At 72.3% G+C, this 17,586-nt stretch carries 12 protein-coding genes and 1 pseudogene; 8 read left to right on the forward strand and 5 right to left on the reverse strand.

All coding sequences use genetic code 11. The features are described from left to right. Positions 1-181: 181 nt before the first annotated feature. On the forward strand, positions 182-406 hold the full coding sequence (locus tag ABD912_RS13165) for a DUF7455 domain-containing protein (RefSeq protein WP_345151391.1): 225 nt from the start codon (positions 182-184) through the stop codon (positions 404-406). 376 nt (positions 407-782) lie between these two features. On the opposite strand, the gene ABD912_RS13170 is transcribed toward ABD912_RS13165, so the two are convergent. The 3 genes from ABD912_RS13170 to ABD912_RS13180 all read right to left on the reverse strand — a co-directional run bounded on the left by ABD912_RS13170 (position 783) and on the right by ABD912_RS13180 (position 4,647). Next, a complete protein-coding gene (locus tag ABD912_RS13170; RefSeq protein ID WP_345151393.1) occupies positions 783-2,123 on the reverse strand; it encodes an RNA polymerase sigma factor in 1,341 nt (446 codons plus the stop codon). A 219-nt stretch (positions 2,124-2,342) separates the two neighbouring features. After that, on the reverse strand, positions 2,343-3,578 hold the full coding sequence (locus ABD912_RS13175; RefSeq protein WP_345151394.1) for a DUF4192 domain-containing protein: 1,236 nt from the start codon (positions 3,576-3,578) through the stop codon (positions 2,343-2,345). Between the two features lie 133 nt (positions 3,579-3,711). Then, positions 3,712-4,647 carry a proteasome assembly chaperone family protein gene (locus ABD912_RS13180; RefSeq protein ID WP_345151396.1) on the reverse strand — a complete coding sequence of 312 codons (936 nt, stop codon included), beginning with the start codon at positions 4,645-4,647 and terminating at the stop codon, positions 3,712-3,714. Positions 4,648-4,884: 237 nt separating this feature from the next. Between ABD912_RS13180 and ABD912_RS13185 the strand changes: the two genes are divergently transcribed. The 5 genes from ABD912_RS13185 (at position 4,885) to ABD912_RS13205 (ending at position 11,026) form a co-directional block, all read left to right on the forward strand. Further along, positions 4,885-6,402 carry a leucyl aminopeptidase gene (locus ABD912_RS13185; protein ID WP_345151398.1) on the forward strand — a complete coding sequence of 506 codons (1,518 nt, stop codon included), beginning with the start codon at positions 4,885-4,887 and terminating at the stop codon, positions 6,400-6,402. A gap of 247 nt (positions 6,403-6,649) precedes the next feature. After that, positions 6,650-8,029 carry a dihydrolipoyl dehydrogenase gene (gene lpdA / locus ABD912_RS13190; protein WP_345151399.1) on the forward strand — a complete coding sequence of 460 codons (1,380 nt, stop codon included), beginning with the start codon at positions 6,650-6,652 and terminating at the stop codon, positions 8,027-8,029. Between the two features lie 186 nt (positions 8,030-8,215). Continuing rightward, the gene (sucB, locus tag ABD912_RS13195; protein ID WP_345151401.1) at positions 8,216-9,934 is read left to right on the forward strand and encodes a 2-oxoglutarate dehydrogenase, E2 component, dihydrolipoamide succinyltransferase; all 1,719 of its coding nucleotides are present in this window, start codon (positions 8,216-8,218) and stop codon (positions 9,932-9,934) included. A gap of 160 nt (positions 9,935-10,094) precedes the next feature. Then, a complete protein-coding gene (locus ABD912_RS13200) occupies positions 10,095-10,445 on the forward strand; it encodes a hypothetical protein (protein WP_345151402.1) in 351 nt (116 codons plus the stop codon). Between the two features lie 149 nt (positions 10,446-10,594). After that, positions 10,595-11,026, forward strand: a complete 432-nt coding sequence (locus ABD912_RS13205) for an OsmC family protein (protein WP_345151403.1) — start codon at positions 10,595-10,597, stop codon at positions 11,024-11,026. On the opposite strand, the gene ABD912_RS13210 is transcribed toward ABD912_RS13205, so the two are convergent. Continuing rightward, on the reverse strand, positions 11,027-14,713 hold the full coding sequence (locus ABD912_RS13210; RefSeq protein ID WP_345151404.1) for a S41 family peptidase: 3,687 nt from the start codon (positions 14,711-14,713) through the stop codon (positions 11,027-11,029). Between the two features lie 40 nt (positions 14,714-14,753). Next, entirely contained in the window at positions 14,754-16,415 is a 1,662-nt protein-coding gene (locus ABD912_RS13215) for a serine/threonine-protein kinase (RefSeq protein ID WP_345151405.1), read from the reverse strand. Positions 16,416-16,559: 144 nt separating this feature from the next. Here ABD912_RS13215 and lipB point away from each other — a divergent pair, with 144 nt between their 5' ends. Both lipB and ABD912_RS13225 read left to right on the forward strand, forming a co-directional pair. After that, positions 16,560-17,240 (forward strand): lipoyl(octanoyl) transferase LipB, encoded by a 681-nt coding sequence (gene lipB, locus ABD912_RS13220; RefSeq protein WP_345151406.1) that lies wholly within the window; start codon positions 16,560-16,562, stop codon positions 17,238-17,240. Next, a pseudogene (locus ABD912_RS13225) lies at positions 17,237-17,586 on the forward strand (lipoyl synthase); the annotation flags it as partial. The gene lipB and the pseudogene ABD912_RS13225, both read left to right, overlap by 4 nt.

Here is a 17,586-nt window from a genome sequence, read left to right on the forward strand (position 1 = left end):
TCTAAGGTTAGTCCCCCGCACCGACAATCCGGGCTTCCGGCCGCCGGGCGGGACGGCCGGGGCGGGTTTTCGCTACGCGTAGAGCGAAAGCGGGCCCTTTCGAAGAAGAAATCGGACCGAAAGCTGGTTTTATTGGATGTACCTGCTTTTGAGGTAGCTGGTTCGACAGAGGGAGGTCGTCATGACAGCGACAGTGGCAACGCGAGAACTGAATGCCTTGGACCGTTGCGATCGCTGCGGCGCACAGGCGTATGTGCGGGCGGTCTTGGGAGCCTCGGGTGGGGAACTGCTCTTCTGCGGTCACCATGCACGCGCCGTGGAGGCGAAGCTCCGCCCCCTGACCATCGAATGGCAGGATGAAACGGGCCGGCTCCACCAGAAGCCGACCTACAGCGACGAGGACTAAGGGCCGGCCCGCGGATGCGGGCCCAGGACCCCGAAAGGCCCCGGCGATTTATCGCCGGGGCCTTTTGCGTGCGGTGCTTCACGTCCTCCGGCAGCCCAGCGGCCAAAACACAGGGCGCCACAAACACCGCGCGCCACAAACGCAGGGGCCGGCATCCCGCTCGGGATGCCGGCCCCTGGCCCGTCAAGCGCGGGGCAGCAGGGTCCCCTGCGTGGCGACGAAGTCGACACGAAAGGGCCGTCCCCCGCAGAGCGCGGGGCAGCAGGGTCCCTGCGTGGCGACGAAGTCGACACGAAAGGGCCGTCCCCCGCAGAGCGCGGGGCAGCAGGGTCCCTGCGTGGCGACGAAGTCGACACGAAAGGGCCTGCCCCGCGCCCTAGTCCAGGTAGTCGCGCAGCACCTGGGACCGCGACGGGTGGCGCAGCTTCGACATCGTCTTGGACTCGATCTGGCGGATGCGTTCGCGGGTGACCCCGTACACCTTGCCGATCTCGTCAAGCGTCTTGGGCTGGCCGTCGGTCAGCCCGAAACGCATGGCGACCACGCCGGCCTCGCGCTCGGAGAGGGTGTCCAGCACCGAGTGCAGCTGCTCCTGGAGCAGGGTGAAGCTCACCGCGTCCGCCGGGACCACCGCTTCGGAGTCCTCGATGAGGTCGCCGAACTCGGAGTCGCCGTCCTCGCCCAGCGGGGTATGCAGCGAAATCGGCTCGCGGCCGTACTTCTGGACCTCGACGACCTTTTCGGGGGTCATGTCGAGTTCCTTGGCCAACTCGTCCGGGGTGGGTTCGCGGCCCAGGTCCTGCAGCATCTGGCGCTGGACGCGGGCCAGCTTGTTGATGACCTCGACCATGTGGACCGGGATGCGGATGGTGCGGGCCTGGTCGGCCATGGCGCGCGTGATGGCCTGGCGGATCCACCAGGTCGCGTAGGTGGAGAACTTGAAGCCCTTGGTGTAGTCGAACTTCTCCACCGCGCGGATCAGGCCCAGGTTGCCTTCCTGGATCAGGTCCAGGAAGAGCATGCCGCGGCCGGTGTAGCGCTTGGCCAGCGACACGACCAGGCGCAGGTTGGCCTCGAGCAGGTGGTTCTTGGCGATCTTGCCGTCGTGGACGATCTGCTCCAGGTCCCAGCGCAGGCGCTTGTCCATGGCGCCGTCGTCGGCCTTGAGCTTCTCCTCGGCGTACAGGCCGGCCTCGATGCGCAGCGCGAGGTCCACCTCCTGCTCGGCGTTGAGCAGGGCGACCTTGCCGATCTGCTTGAGGTAGTCCTTGACCGGGTCGGCGGTGGCGCCGGCCACGAGGACCTGCTGCTGGGGCGCGTCGTCCTCGTCGGAGGTGATGATGAAGCCCTTGGTCGTCTCGTCCTCGGCGGGCGCGGCGGCCGGGGCGGCCGCCGTTTCCTCGCCGGACTCGTCCTCGGTGTCCTCGTCGGAGACCTCCAGGTCCTCGGCGATGTCCACCTCCTCGACGACGACGTCGCCTTCGGGACCGTCGGGCTCGACGTCGTCCTGGTCCTCTTCGACGTCCGTGGCCTCGGTCCCGTCAGTGGCGGAGGCCGACTCGGCCTTCTTCCGCCCGCGGGCGGGCTTCGCGGTGGCCGCATCGCCACCGGCGGCCTTGGCCGCCTTGTTCCGGGCACGCGTGGCAGCCGCCTTCTGCTGCGGCGTCTGCACCTCTGCCTCGTTGTTCTCGGCTGCCGTCGGGCTGGAAGCGGGCACGAATTACCTTTCTCGCGGTTTGTCCGCGGTGCCACCTACCGGTAACACCACTATGACCCTGTCAAGTCCGGGTCCCGCCACACGGCGGGCCGAAAGCAGGGTCCACGTAGTGCAACGCCTGCTTCCGTCCTCTTGTTCCCGACGCCCGAAAGCGCGGAAACCGGGCCGTTCGACCGGCCCCGGGACACGGACCCAACCGGGTCTGCGGCTACCAGTGTCTCACGTTTCCCTCGGCGGAAGCACCATGGGCGCGCGGTGTCCCCGCCAGGCGCGCCCGGGGTCGGGCACCCAGTCCGGCATGCGGCCGGAGCCGACCAGCCGATGCAGCAGGAGCCCCAACCGGTAGTCGGGGCATTCGGCCACGCACGCGTCCAGCAGTGCGCCCGCGGCGGTGCCCCGGCCCCGGGCCCATTCCACCCATGCCGCCAGGCACAGCAGGGCGCAGCGGTCCTCCTCCCGGGCGGCCGGAAGCAGCCCGCCACACAACTCCCGCAGCCGGTCCAGGCGGCCCCAGTCCGGGGTCTCCGGGGCAACGCCAAGCATGAAGTCGGCCATCCGGCGCACGCACCGCGCCCGTTCGGCGCCGCGTTCGATCGCGGCCAGCGCGGCCACCCCGTCCGCGGCCGAGAGCCCTGCCGCCGACGGCAGGCAGTCGCGGACGGCCTTGTCGTGGAGGGCCGCCAGCAGGGCGCCGGTTTCAACCGGGTCCGCGCGCAGCCGCCGCAGGAGGTCCTGGACGTCGCCCGCGTGTCCGCCGTCCCCGTTCCCGTCGAGGAGGCGGCACCAGCCCATCAGCAGGGCCGTGCGGCGCGGCGGATCCGCGCCGTCGAGGACGGCGTGCACCGCGGCGCGGACGGCGGCGGGGTCGGTCCACGGGTCGGCCTCGGCGTCAAGTTCGGGCACCCCCGGCTCGGCGCCGCCGGGGCTGCTGCCGGCCAGCACCAGGCGCAGGTTCGTCTCCGACAGTTCGATTCCGTCCAGGGGCTTGCCCTCCGGCGGGCAGCAGGAGGGGTCGGCGCACAGGTAGGACCGCCACCTGCCGCCCCCGACGTGCCACGCGTCCTGGACCTCGATGCCGCAGGCCTCCAGTTCCCCGGCGAGCGCCGTGACCAGGGTCCGCGACGGCGGCGCGTCCGGCTCCGAGCCGGCAGGCCGGACCGCCGGATCCGAATAGACCACCAGGAAGACCCCGGTGGTGCCCTTGACCGTGCGCAGGAACCCGGCCACGCGGCGCGCCAGCGCCGCCGGTGGCGGCACGGGTGCCGGCAATCCCGGCCGGCGGGCCGCCCTGCCGCCGGGGAGGTCGATGCGCAGCGTCGCGTGCAGGCTGCCGCCGCTGGTGAGGACGCAAACGAGGCTGCCGCGCGGGCGGAAGCCGAGCAGGTGGGGCACCAGGGCCAGGATGCCCTCGGCGTCGTGGACGGGGACCGGGAGGGGATTCGTGGGGATAGCCATGGATCGAGCCTGCCCGGCGGCCGCGGCACGGCGACAGGCCACTCCCCCGGGTGTTGAACCTCCACGGCCGGCCGCGCGGCACGGCCGCCTGTGGAGGGGAAGTCACGTGCGGAGGACCGGCCTCCGAGCGCGGCTAGCTGTACTCGGCGGAAGGGCCGCCGTCGTCCGCCTGGCCGGCGAGGAACGCCTCCGCGGCCTCGGCGAGTTCCTCGCCGCCGGGCAGTTCGGCGCCCGGGTTGATCAGCAGCGACCGCGGCCCGTCCTCGGGCGCGCGGGCATCGAAGCGGGCCTCGAATCCGGCGAGCATCCGCTGCACGTCCGGGGATCCGGCGACCTGCTCGGCGATCTCCGCCTCGACCCGCCGCGCGGACTCCCGCAGCCGGTCGGTGGGCAGCCCCAGGCCCAGCGCGGCCCCGAGGTACTCGAGCGCCGCGACGGCCACCTGCGGGTATTCGGCCTCGGCCAGGTAGTGGGGCACGTGCAGCGAATAGCCCACGGCGTCGCGGCCGGCGTCGATGAGCCTCAGCTCCAGCAGGTGGGCAGCGGCGGCGGGGATTTCCGCGGTCGGCTTCCAGGTGGAGATCCCCTCGATGAGGTCGGGCCGGTTGCCGTGCACGGTCACCCCCAGCGGGCGGGTGTGGGGCACCGGCATGGGCACGGCGCTGAAGGACGCGGCAAGCCGGACGTTCAGGGCCTGGGCCAGCAGCACGACGGCGGACGCGAACCGCTCCCATTGCAGGTCCGGTTCCGGCCCCGTGAGCAGGAGGAAGTCCTGCCCCAGCCCGTCGGTGAGCCGGTACAGTTCAAGCCGCGGCGCCTGGTAGGCGGCGAAGTGGTCGCCCAGGAAGGAGATCTGGGGCCGGCGGTCGCGGTAGTCCAGGAGCTGGTCGGCGTCGAAGGAGGCCAGCAGTTCGGAGTCGAGGCAATCGAGCAGCTCCGCCGCCACCTGGCGCACGACCTGCCCGGCCTCGGCGTGTCCCGTCAGCGCCACGACCAAGCCCAGGCCCTGGTTGCGGACGGCGTCGATGGTCCGCTCATTGAGGGTCAGCAGCGACAGCGGGTCGAGCACAGGGACACTCCTTCCGGGGACGTTCCGCGGGGCGCAGGATGCGCCGGCGGCCACGCAGGTCGTCAACGTGCCCGGCGCCGGTTTTCTTCCCGGCCACCGTTCCCGGTTCCGGAGGTGACCGTCCGGGCTACGATCGGAGGGATCGAACCCTTGCGAACAAACCCCTGCGAAGGGCCCGCCACCGAGCGCGCTTCCGCACCGCACCACCGGGCCGGAGCGCATTAAGGAAACAGCCCCGTGACACCTACCAGCGAACTGAAGCTCTCCGCCGTTGCCCCCGACATCCGGCGCCTGCCGGCAGACGCCGTCGTGGTCGCCGTGGCGCAGGACACCGACGCACCGCGCCTGCTGGCCTCCCCGCTCGCGGCGGAGGAGACCGCCGCCCTGGAAGCCTCGCTGTCCCTGCTGGGGATCACCGGCGCGGCCGACGAGGTCCGCCGGCTGCCCTCCACCGACAGCCTCAAGGCCGAGGTGCTGGTGCTGGCCGGCCTCGGGAAGGTCGACGGCGGCGGCCCCTCCGCCGAGGCGCTGCGCCGCACCGCCGGGGCGGCCGCCCGGCAGCTGGCCGGCGTGCGCAAGGTGGTCTTCGCGCTGCCCGCGCCGACCGTGGAGGCCGCGGCCGCGGTGGCCGAGGGCGCGGCGTTGGGCGCCTATGCGTTCACCGCCCACCGTTCCCAGGCCCCGGAGGCCCGCCAGGTTCCACTGGCCGAGGCCGTCGTGGCGACCGCCGCCAGCACCGAGAAGTCCCTGCCGGCCGCGCTCAAGCGCGCCGCCGTCGTCGGCCGCCGCGTGCGGGCCGTGCGCGACCTGGTGAACACCGCCCCCAACCTGCTCTACCCGGAGTCCTTCGCCGCGGCCGCGCGGGATGCGGCCAAGCCGTGGCCGGTGAAGGTCACGGTGCTGGAGGAAAAGCAGTTGGAGAAGGACGGCTACGGCGGCCTCATGGGCGTCGGTCGCGGCTCCTCGCGTCCGCCACGGCTGGTGAAGGTCGACTACGCCCCCGCCCGTTCGGTGGCGCACCTGGCCCTGGTCGGCAAGGGCATCACCTTCGACACCGGCGGCATCTCGCTCAAGCCGGGGCCGAACATGCACCTGATGAAGTCGGACATGGCCGGAGCGGCGACGGTGCTGCAGACCGTGCTGGCCGTGGCCGAACTGGGCCTTCCGGTGCGGGTCACGGCCTGGCTGTGCCTGGCCGAAAACATGCCTTCCGGCGCCGCGACACGCCCGGGGGACGTGCTGACCATGTTCGGCGGAAAGACGGTCGAGGTGCTCAACACCGACGCCGAGGGGCGCCTGGTCATGGCCGACGGCCTGGTGGCGGCCAGCCGCGAGAAGCCGGACGCGATCGTCGACGTGGCGACGCTGACCGGGGCCCAGATGGTGGCCCTGGGCACCCGCACCGCGGGCATCATGGGCGAGGACGGCCTGCGCGACCGCGTGAAGTCGGCCGCGGACGCCGCCGGCGAGGCGGCCTGGCCCATGCCGCTTCCGGAGGAGCTGCGCGCCACCCTCGACTCGCAGGTGGCGGACCTGGCCAACATCGGCGAACGCCACGGCGGGATGATGACGGCGGCCGTGTTCCTCTCCGAATTCGTCGGCGAGAACGCCGGGCGCCGCATCCCGTGGGCGCACCTGGACATCGCCGGGCCGGCGTACAACGAGGGCGCCCCCTACGGGTACACCCCCAAGAACGCCACCGGCTCGACGCTGCGCACCCTGCTGGCCCTGGCCGAGGACTTCGCCGCCCGCTGAGTCCGGGTCCGTCCCGCCACCCACCGCCGTCCGTCGGCGCCCAGTGACCCCCGTCACGAAGCGCCGACGGGTGCGTCACGAAGCGCCGATCGGTGCGTCACGCTGTGTGACGGGCGGTCCCCGGGAGGGCTAATGTAAAGCTGACACATCACCAGCCCGTATCCGGAATGCGACCAACCCTGCATTCCTGATGCCCAATGTCCGGCGCCCGAAGCGGGCGCCACGAAAATCACGAGGGAGCGTTCACGTGGCCGAATCGGCAGCAGCGCAAGAATTCGACGTCCTCATCCTTGGCGGCGGCAGCGCCGGCTACTCGGCCGCGTTGCGCGCCGTGCAGCTCGGCTTCACCGTCGGCCTGGTGGAGAAGGCCAAGCTGGGCGGCACCTGCCTGCACACCGGCTGCATCCCCACGAAGGCGTTCCTGCACGCCGCGGAGCTGGCGGACAACGCCCGCGAAAGCGCCAAGTACGGCATCAACACCACCCTCGAGTCGATCGACCCGGCTGCCGTGGTGAGCTACAAGGACGGCATCGTCGCCGGCAAGTTCAAGGGCCTGACCGGGCTGCTCAAGATGAAGAAGGTCAACGTCATCGAGGGCAACGGCCGCCTGGTCGGCCAGGACACCATCGACGTCGACGGTGTCCTCTACAAGGGCAAGAACATCGTGCTGGCCACGGGTTCCACCTCCCGCACGTTCGGCCTGGAAATCGGCGGCCGCGTTCTGACCTCCACCGAAGCCCTGAACCTGGACTACGTGCCCAAGAGCGCGATCGTGCTCGGCGGCGGCGTGATCGGCGTCGAGTTCGCCTCCGTCTGGAACTCCTTCGGCGTCGACGTCACCATCGTCGAGGGCCTGCCGAGCCTGGTCCCCAACGAGGACCCGGCCATCATCAAGGTCCTGGAGCGCTCCTTCAAGAAGCGCGGCATCAAGTTCAACACCGGCGTCTTCTTCGAGAAGGTCGAGCAGGACGCGACCTCCGCCAAGGTGACCCTGGCCAACGGCACCGTGCTTGAGGCGGACCTCGTCCTCGTCGCCGTCGGCCGCGGACCGGTCACCGAGGGCCTGGGCTTCGAGGAGCAGGGCCTCACCCTCGACCGCGGCTTCGTGATCACCAACGAGCGCCTGCACACCGGCGTCGGCAACATCTACGCGATCGGCGACATCGTCCCGGGCGTGCAGCTGGCCCACCGCGGCTACCAGCAGGGCATCTTCATCGCCGAGGAGATCGCCGGCCAGAACCCGGTGGTCGTCGAGGACATCAACATCCCCAAGGTCACCTACTGCGAGCCGGAGATCATGTCCGTGGGCTACTCCGAGCCCAAGGCCAAGGAGAAGTTCGGCGACGACCAGGTCGAGATCCAGGAATACAACCTGGCCGGCAACGGCAAGTCCTCCATCCTGGGCACCTCCGGCCTGATCAAGATGGTCCGCGTCAAGAACGGCCCGATCGTCGGCGTCCACGGCATCGGCGGCCGCATCGGCGAGCAGATCGGCGAGGCGCAGCTGATCGTGAACTGGGAGGCGTACCCCGAGGACGTGGCCCAGCTGATCCACGCCCACCCGACCCAGAACGAGGCCTTGGGCGAGACCGCGCTGGCCCTCGCCGGCAAGCCGCTGCACGGCTAGACAGGCATCGCGTGCCGCCCGTGCCCGGTGCCGGGCGGCACGCATCCGCTTCGTTGCCGGCGGCGCCCGTTCCGCACCGCCGGCCCAGAGCACAGAAAGCCCGGGCACGGATGGCCCGAGCACAGATAGACAGCTGGAAACACGAACAGCTGACAACCCAAACAGCTTTAGGAGAACGGGGACGACATGTCTGAAACCGTGAACTTGCCCGCCCTTGGTGAAAGCGTCACCGAAGGCACCGTTACGCGTTGGCTCAAGCAGGTCGGCGACCGCGTCGAGGTCGACGAGCCGCTTCTGGAGGTTTCCACCGACAAGGTCGACACCGAGATCCCCTCCCCGGTCGCCGGCGTAATCGAAGAGATCCTCGTGGCCGAGGACGAGACCGCCGAGGTCGGCGCCGCGCTGGTGCGCATCGGCGACGGCTCCGGCGCTGAAGCAGCACCCGCCGCCGAGGCCGCACCCGCCGCCGAGGCTGCACCGGCCCCCGCCGCTGAAGCCGCTCCGGCCGCCGAGGCCGCTCCGGCCGCATCCGCCGCCCCCGCCGCACCGGCGTCCGGCACCGAGGTCACCCTGCCGGCGCTCGGCGAATCCGTCACCGAGGGCACCGTCACCCGCTGGCTGAAGCAGGTCGGCGAAGAGGTCGCCGTCGACGAGCCGCTGCTGGAGGTTTCCACCGACAAGGTCGACACCGAGATCCCGTCCCCGGTCGCCGGCACCCTGCTGGAGATCCGCGTGGGCGAGGACGAGACCGCCGAGGTCGGCTCCGTGCTGGCCATCGTTGGCTCGGCCGGCGCCGCTGCCGCCCCCGAGGCCCCGGCTGAGGCGCCTGCCGCCGCCGAGGCACCGGCTGCCCCCGCCGCGCCGGCTCCGGCCGCCGCTCCGGCACCTGCTGCCCCTGCCGCACCCGCCGCCGCTCCGGCTGCGCCGGCCGAAGCCCCCTCCACCGAAGCACCGGCCGCCGGCGGAGCCGAGGGCTACGTCACTCCGCTGGTGCGCCGCCTGGCCACGCAGAATGGCGTCGACCTGTCCGCCGTCACCGGCACCGGCATCGGCGGACGCATCCGCAAGCAGGATGTCCTGGACGCCGCCGCGAAGGCCACCCCGGCCGCCGCACCCGCGGCTCCGGCGGCCCCTGCCGCCCCGGCCGCGAAGAAGGCCGCCCCGGCCGTCGCCGCCTCCAGCCTGCGCGGCACCGTGGAGAAGGCTCCGCGCATCCGCCAGGTCATCGCCCGCCGCATGCGCGAGTCGCTGGACACCTCCGCCCAGCTGACCCAGGTGCACGAGGTCGACATGACCCGGATCGCCAAGCTGCGCGCCGCCGCGAAGGACCAGTTCGCCGCCACCAACGGCACCAAGCTGACGTTCCTGCCCTTCATCGCCAAGGCCGTGGCCGAGGCGCTGAAGCAGCACCCGAAGCTGAACGCAGAGTACAACGAGGAAACCCAGGAGATCACCTACCACAACGCCGAGCACCTGGCGATTGCGGTGGACACCGAGAAGGGCCTGCTGGTCCCGGTCATCTCCAACGCGGGTGACCTGAACCTGGCCGGCATGGCCGCGAAGATCGCCGATGTCGCCGCACGCACGCGCAGCAACAAGATCGGCCCGGACGAGCTGTCCGGCGGCACGTTCTCCATCACCAACATCGGTTCGGTGGGCGCGCTGTTCGACACCCCGGTCATCAACCAGCCGAACGTGGCCATCCTGGGCACCGGGGCGATCGTCAAGCGCGCCGTCGTCGTGACCGACGCCGAGGGCGACGACACGATCGCGATCCGCCACATGATGTACCTGTCGCTGACCTACGACCACCGCCTGGTCGACGGCGCCGACGCCGGCCGCTTCCTGCAGACCCTGCGGGCGCGCCTGGAAGAGGGCGCCTTCGAGGCCGACCTGGGCCTCTAATACCGGCCTCCAGGACCGGCACCCGGGACCGCTGCCGCGCAGCGGTCCCGCAACGACGGCGGCCCGCGCCTTCCGCACGGAAGGCGCGGGCCGCCGTCGCCCTGTTTTCGACCCGTTGCGTTTTCGACGGCTCGTCGAAAAGGCACCTAGACTAGGGAACATGGACTTCGTACATGCGCTTCTTGTGTTCCTGCACATCGTCGGCGCCGCCGCCATCGTCGGCGGCTGGCTGGCCACCTTCAAGACCCCGACCGTGGGCAAGTTCCAGTGGTACGGCGCCATCACCCAGCTGGTGACCGGCCTGCTGCTGGTGGGGCTGGCCGAGATGGGCCCGGACCCGGTCAACCACGCCAAGATCGCCGTCAAGCTGCTGCTGGGCATCGGCGTGTTCGTGGCCGCCCTGATCGGCCGCCGCAAGATTGCCAAGGGCGAAGCGGTCTCCACCGGCCTGGCGCACGCCGTCGGCGGCCTGGGCCTGATCGCCATCGCGGTCGCCGTCTTCTGGCGCTAGCCCGCGGTCCGCAACGGCCGGCCTCCCCTGGGGAGGCCGGCCGTTGCGCGTTTGGTGGCCATGCCGGTGCCAGCACCCTAGGATGAACCCGTCGGGTCCCGGCACCGCCGGGCACCGCTCACCACATCCCTGCCGCAGAAGGAGCCCCCATGGCCGCCACCCGCTCAGCCCACACCGTCTGGAACGGCGACCTGTTCACCGGCAGCGGCCGGACCACCCTCGACACCTCCGGGCTCGGGACCTACGACGTGACCTGGAAGGCCCGCACGGAGCAGGCCGAAGGCAAGACCAGCCCCGAGGAGCTCATCGGCGCCGCCCACTCCGCCTGCTACTCGATGGCCTTCAGCAACATGCTCAAGGAGGCCGGCCACGTCGCGGACACCATCGAGACCCGCGCCGAGGTGGACTTCGTCCCGGGCCAGGGCATCACCGAGATCCGCCTGACCGTCAACGCCACCATCCCGGGCATCGGCGAGGACGACTTCCAGCGCATTGCCGAGGAAGCCAAGAAGGGCTGCCCGGTCTCCCAGGCGCTGGCCTCGGTCCCCAGCATCACCCTGGCGGCGACGCTGAACGGCTAGCTAGTCCCCCACCGGGAGGGGCACCTGCCCGGCGCCGTCGGGCAGTTCGGGCCGGCGCAGTTCCTGCGGGCGCGGGGGCAGCGGGGACGGGCGCAGGATGCGGTAGCCATAGGGCTGCGGCGGCTGCTGGGTGGGGATCTCCTTGAGCATTTCCTTGAGGACGGCCACGCCCTGTTCCAGCTGCGGGTCCTCGCCGGCCGCGTAGGCGTGGGGCGGGAAGTGGACCTCGATGTCCGGCTCGACGCCGCGGTTCTCGATCCCCCACCCCACGCCGCCGGCGAACCAGGTGGCGTAGCGCGGCTGGGTGACCTTGGTGCCGTCGGCCAGGTCGAAGAGGTTGTCGATGCCCACCACCCCGCCCCAGGTGCGCACGCCCACCACCGGCCCGATGCCGCGCAGCTTGGTCACCTGGGTGATGATGTCGCCGTCGGAGCCTGCCCATTCGTCGGCGATCAGCACGATCGGCCCGCGCGGGGCGCTGGAGGGGTAGGTCCCGGTGCGGGCCTCCCGCGCCATCGTCCACGCGGTGACCTTGCGCCCGATCAGCTCCGCGACCAGCTGGGAGGTGTGCCCGCCGCGGTTGCGGCGCACGTCCACCACCAGGGCGTCGCGTTCGGTCTCCACGTCCAGGTCGCGGTGCAGCTGGGCCCAGCCCTGCGCGGCCATGTCGGGAATGTGGAGGTAGCCGAAGCGCCCGCCGGAGGCCTCGCGGACCGTGCGCCGGTTCCCGGCGACCCAGTTCTGGTAGCGCAGCCGCTGGTCGTCGCGGATGGGCACGACGGCGACGCGGCGCACCGTGCCGGGGCGGCGCCCGGCGGGTCCCTCCTGGATGGTCAGCTCCACCGTGCGGCCTGCCGCACCGGCGAGCAGCATCTCCGGCCCGCCGTCGAACGGGACCAGTTGGCCGTCCACGGCCAGGATCGCGTCCCCAGCCCGCACCGCCACGCCCGGCGCGGTCAGCGGCGAGTAGGCCTGCGGGTCGGAGGATTCGCCGGCGAGCACCGCGGCGATGGTCCAGGCCCCGTCCACGCGGGCCAGGTCCGCCCCCAGCAGGCCCTGGCGTCCGGCCCCGGCCTCGACCGCGGCGAACGGGGACACGTAGGCGTGGGAAGTGCCCAGCTCGCCGTGCAGTTCCAGCAGGACGTCCACCAGGTCGTCGTGGCTGCCCAGCCGGCCCAGGAGCGGGCGGTACTTGTCGCCGATCGCCTCCCAGTCCAGTCCGCCCATGTCCTCGGTCCAGAAGAAGTCCCGCTGCAGCCGCCAGGTCTCGTTGTAGGCCTGTTCCCAGAGCTTGGCCGGATCCAGTTCCACCCGGATGCGGGCCAGGTCCAGGGTCTGCGCGTCACCGGTGTCGCCGTCGACGGCGCGGTCCACGGGCACGCAGCGCACCTGCTGCTGGTTGACGTACACCACGCGCCGCTTGTCCCCGCTGACGCGGTAGGAGCCCAGCTGCGGAACCAGCGTGGAGGTCCTGCGGGTGGTGTAGTCGAAGCGTTCCAGGCGCAGGCCCGCGCTGCCGGAGGTGGGGCCTCGCCCGTCGCCGGTGACACCGGTGGATTCGTCGACCAGCCACAGCAGGGCATCCTCCACCGCCACCAGGCGGCTGTACCGGCCCTGGGCGACGGGCACGGCGAAGAGCCGCTGGGCGATGCCCTCGGCGACGACCTCGGTCGGCGCCGAGGCGCCGCCGGCCGCGGCCGCAACCGCGCCGGTGCCTTCGGCGACGTACACCGACGGGCCGAAAAGGCTGGGGGTCTCGTCGGAGAGGGCCACCATGAACGGCTTGGTGGAGGCCGGGAAGCTCAGGTCGAAGCTGTGGGTGTCGTACACCGGGTCGAAGGAGCGCTCTGACAGGAACGCCAGGTACTTGCCGTCGTGGCTGAACGACGGCGAGTGGTCGTGGAAACGCCCGTCGGTCACCTCGATGACCCCGCGGCCCGGATCCCCGGCGGCTGCCAGCAGCAGGCGGCTGCGGCCCTCGAAGGCGGTGACGGGCTCCACCCACGCCAGCCACGCCGAGTCCGGGGAGAAGCTCAGGTGGGAAACGGCCCCGAACTCGCTCTCGCCCAAGCGCCGCCATGCGCCGGCGGCGACGTCGAGCAGGTAGGCCTCGCCGTATTCGGTGCCAACGGCCAGCCACTGCCCGTCGGGGCTGGCCTCCATGGTGCGCACGCGCCCGCGGACCGGCAGCTCCAGCCGGCGCAGGCCCGGGGCCACCGTCGCGTCGGGGTCCACCATTGCGTCGGGATCCACCACCACGGCGTCCGCAACCTCAAGGCCCGAGGCTTGCTTCGCCGGGGCCGCCGCGGTCCGCGGGAGGGCGCCGGTGACCGCGGCGGCGCTGACCGGACGCGGCAGCTGGTGCGGGGCGACGTCGACGGCGCGGGCAGCGGGGAGGGAAGTGGGGAGGGGCGCTGCGGCGGCCACCGGCGGCGCCGCACTGTCCGCGGCGGCGGGCATCTGGGAGGACATCTGCGCGGGCACCTGGACCGGGATCTGTCCCGTGGCCGGAACCGGATCGGCGGCGATCGTCTTCGGCTCGGCGGGGTCGTCGTCCTCGTGGGCGCTGGGGATGGCGCCGTGGCTGCCGAAGACGGCGTCGGTGGCGACATCGCGCAGGAACAGTGCCTCCTCTCCCCCGTGGTCGGCGATGTAGGCGACCAGCCGGCCGTCGACCATGCGGCCCAGCCGGGCGCGGACCCCGGCGGTCGCCTCGATGGTGTGGGAGGGGCCGTCCTTGTGCTTGAGCAGATGCAGGGTGCCGTGGGTTTCCACCACGCTCGCCTGGCCCAGCCGGTCGGGCGTGGCCGCCTTCAGGTGCCGTGAGGCGGCCAGCGGGCTGCGCCGGCGGCCGTGGCCGGCCGAGCCGAGGAAGATCTCCAGCCGGCGGGACTCGGCTTCGAGCGAGTCCAGGACAAAAAGCCGGCCGCGGTGCTCGTAGACCAGCCGTTCCCCGTCGGAGGAGAGGTGGCGGGCAAAGAACTGGGAGTGGTCAGTGTGGCGGCGCAGGTCCGAGCCGTCCGGGGCGACCGAGTAGACGTTGCCGTGGCCCTCGTGGTCGGAGAGGAACGCGACGCGTCCGCCCACCCACACCGGGTCGCAGAGGTTGCCGTCCAGCTCCGGAACCAGCCGGCCGAATTCTCCGCCGCCGTCGCGGTCGATCCACAGTTTGCCGGCGGCACCTCCGCGGTACCGCTTCCAGTAGGCCGGCTCACGGCTGAGCGCGCTGCCGATGACCAGCGGGTGCTCGTCTCCGACGGCCGGGGCCCAGGACACGGAGTCGACCGGGCCGTAGGGCAGCAGCCGGGAAGGGCCGCCGTCGAGCGGGACCGCGCGTGCCCAGGTGTGGCGGAAGTCGGCCTGCCCGTGGGCGCTGGCCACCACGACGTCGCCCTCGGGCGTGAAGCCGCGCACCCGGGTCGACGGCTGCCCCCAGTAGGTCAGCTGGCGGTAGCCCCCGCCGTCGGTGCCCGCGGTGACGACCTCCGGGGCGCTGCCCTGCACCACGCTCCAGACCAGGGCCGAGCCGTCGGGGGTGAAGCGCGGTCCCCGCGCCGGCAGGCCCATGCCGCTGATCCGCCAGGCCCTGCCGCCCTCCAACGGGGCAAGCCAGATATCGTTTTCGGCGACGAAGGTGACCAGGTCGGCGGACACGTGCGGGTAGCGCAGGTAGCTCGTGGGGCTCATGCGTCGATCCTATCGAGCGCGCGGGCGCCGCCCGCGAGCGTTACGGCGGGGCCTCCAGCACGGAGGCGACCAGCCAGCCCCCGGCGGAGCGGCGCAGCACGAACACGAGCCGCTGGACCGTGGGGGCATCCACCGCGCGCACCGTGGCTCCGGTGGCGTCGACCACCCGGTAGGAGCCGATCGTGCTGGTCGCCTCCACCCGTGCCGTCCCGCCGGCAGCGTCCGTTTCATCCGGCCCGTCCGCCACCTCCGCATCGCCCTCCCCCGCCCGCAGCACCAGGCCGGTCAGCTCGGTGCGCAGTCCCGCGTAGCGCAGGCCCGCCCGGGCCAGGGCCGCAATGGTGGCCTCGTCCGCGGCGCGGGAGGTGCCTCCCGGGTCATGGACGCCGGCCAGCGCCGCGGCGTCCGCGGCGGCCAGCGCGGCGTCGCGGCGGGAGGCCAGCACGACGGCGGCCCGCAACGGGTCCCGCCCGGCGTCCTGCCCTGCATCCTGCACTGCGGTGTCCGCCGGGGCGGCGCCGACCACTGCGGTGTCCGGCGGCGCGGTGCGCGGGACCTGGACCAGGCCGGCGACGGCCAGCACAAGCGCGATCCCGCCCACCAGCAGGGCCCGGAACCGGAGGGGGCGCCGGCCAGGACGCCGGACGCCGCGCCGGACGCCGCGCCGATCCCTGAGACCTTGGACACTCCTGTCGCGCCCGGGCCGGCGGCTGCGGCTGCGCCTGTGGCTGCGTTCGCCCGGAAAGGTGGTGCCCGGCTGCACGGTGGCCATGTCCTGCAAGGCGTCCGGATGCACCGCCCCGCCCAGCCGCACCGGCTCCGGCACCACGCCGGCGAAGAGCCGCCGGGCCACGGCCGCGGCGTCCGGACGCACGGAGGGCTCCTCGGAGAGGCATTCCTCGATCAGCTCGGACAGCGCCCCGGGCGCCGCCGGAAGCAGGCTGGAGAGCGGAGGCCGCAGGCGCGAGGGGGCGGGGGTGCGTCCGGTCAGCAGGAACCACGCCAACGCGCCGAGGGCGTAGACGTCCCGCTCCGGGTGCAGCGCGGCGTCCCCCCGGCCGGCATTCCACCGCCCGGCATCCCCCCGTGCGCCATCCCACAGTCCGCCGGCCGCCTCGGGCGCGGAGAAGCCGGGCGTGCCGCCGGGGCGGCCCGGGGCACCGACCAGTCCGGCCAGCCCGAGGTCCCCCAGCTTGGGCAGGCCTTCCGCCGTGAAGAGCACGTTGGCCGGGGAGACGTCGCCGTGGGCGATCCCAAGCGAATGCAGGTGGGCCAGGGCGGAGGCCACCGGGGCCAGTACGGTGACGGCCTCGCCGAGGTCCACCGGCCCGCGCACGGCCACCAGGTCCGCGGCCGAGCCGCCAGGCAGGTACTCCATCAGGATTCCGCTGCCGACGTCGGTTTCGACACTTCCGTGCAGGATGACCAGGTGGTCGTGCCGCACCCGGCGCAGCACATGCAGTTCCCGCTCGAGGTCCGCGCCGCCGGCCTCCGCGGGCGCGCGGGGCACCTTGACGGCGAACCGGCGGCCGGTGGACTCCTCCTTGACCACGTAGACGGCCGCTCCCCCGCCGCGCCCGGCCAGGCGTTCGCACCGCATCCTCGCCACGGCGATCCGCTCGGCACCGGTTTCGCCCGTGCTCGACCCGTCCGCGCCCGCCCCGTCTGCGCCCGTCCCGCCCGTCCCCGTGTCGTTCGTCACTGTTCCGTCCGTCCCCGCCCCGTCCGCGCCCGTCCCGTCCATGGATCCGTTGTACCGGAAGCGGCACCGGCCCGCAGAAGTTATCCACAGGCAGGGCCGTCGCGTGATTCGGTGGGCCCCGGGCCGGAGCGTACCCTTGACGCCATGAGCATCAACTTCCAACGGATCGGCTTTGCGCCGGACTATGTGGACTACGGCGAGGCCTGGGAGCTGCAGCGGCGGCTCCGCGACGCCGTGGCTGAGGGCCGGGGCGGACCGACCGTGCTGCTGCTGGAGCACGCCGCGGTGTACACCGCGGGCCGGCGCACCGAACCCCACGAGCGTCCCGTCGACGGCACCCCCGTGGTCGACGTCGACCGCGGCGGCCAGCTGACCTGGCACGGCCCGGGCCAGCTGATCGGCTACCCGATCGTGGAACTGCGGAACAAGGCCGGCATCCGCGACTACGTGACCCGCCTGGAGGAGGCCATGATTCGCGTGATCGCCGACTACGGCATCACCGGCGTGCGCATCCATGGGCGCGCCGGCGTCTGGATCGAAGGCGACGGCGTCCGGCCGGACCGCAAGATCGCCGCCATCGGGATCCGCGTGAACCAGGGCGTCACCATGCACGGCTTCGCCCTGAACTGCTCCAACCCCCTTGAGCCCTACGAGGCCATCATTCCCTGCGGCATCACCGATGCCGGCGTCACCACCATTTCCGCCGAGCTCGGCCGCACCGTCACCCCGGCCGACGTGGCCGACCGGGTCGAGGCCGAACTGCGCTGGCTGCTGGAGCCCGCGGTCAAGACCTCCGCCACCACTTTTGAAGGAGTCCTTCCATGAGCCTGGCCCCCGACGGCCGCCGCCTGTTGCGCATCGAGGCGCGCAACTCCGCCACCCCGGTCGAGCGCAAGCCCGAGTGGATCAAGGCCAAGGTCAACATCGGCCCCGAGTACGTGGAACTGAAGAAGCTGGTCAAGACCGAGGGCCTGCACACCGTGTGCGAGGAGGCCGGCTGCCCGAACATCTTCGAGTGCTGGGAGGACCGCGAGGCCACGTTTTTGATCGGCGGCTCCGAGTGCACCCGCCGGTGCGACTTCTGCCAGATCGACACCGGCAAACCCGCGGCCCTGGACCGGGCCGAACCGTTCAAGGTCGCCCAGTCCGTCAAGCAGATGGGGCTGCGCTA

This window comes from Arthrobacter ginkgonis (assembly GCF_039540195.1).
GTDB lineage: Bacteria > Actinomycetota > Actinomycetes > Actinomycetales > Micrococcaceae > Zafaria > Zafaria ginkgonis.

What these genes read in the sequence shown, in the direction of transcription:
- ABD912_RS13165 (WP_345151391.1), top strand. Translation starts at nt 182, where the DNA reads ATGACAGCGACAGTGGCAACGCGAGAACTGAATGCCTTGGACCGTTGC.
- ABD912_RS13175 (WP_345151394.1), bottom strand. Translation starts at nt 3,578, where the DNA reads ATGGCTATCCCCACGAATCCCCTCCCGGTCCCCGTCCACGACGCCGAG.
- sucB (WP_345151401.1), top strand. Translation starts at nt 8,216, where the DNA reads ATGTCTGAAACCGTGAACTTGCCCGCCCTTGGTGAAAGCGTCACCGAA.
- ABD912_RS13200 (WP_345151402.1), top strand. Translation starts at nt 10,095, where the DNA reads ATGGACTTCGTACATGCGCTTCTTGTGTTCCTGCACATCGTCGGCGCC.
- ABD912_RS13205 (WP_345151403.1), top strand. Translation starts at nt 10,595, where the DNA reads ATGGCCGCCACCCGCTCAGCCCACACCGTCTGGAACGGCGACCTGTTC.
- ABD912_RS13210 (WP_345151404.1), bottom strand. Translation starts at nt 14,713, where the DNA reads ATGAGCCCCACGAGCTACCTGCGCTACCCGCACGTGTCCGCCGACCTG.
- lipB (WP_345151406.1), top strand. Translation starts at nt 16,560, where the DNA reads ATGAGCATCAACTTCCAACGGATCGGCTTTGCGCCGGACTATGTGGAC.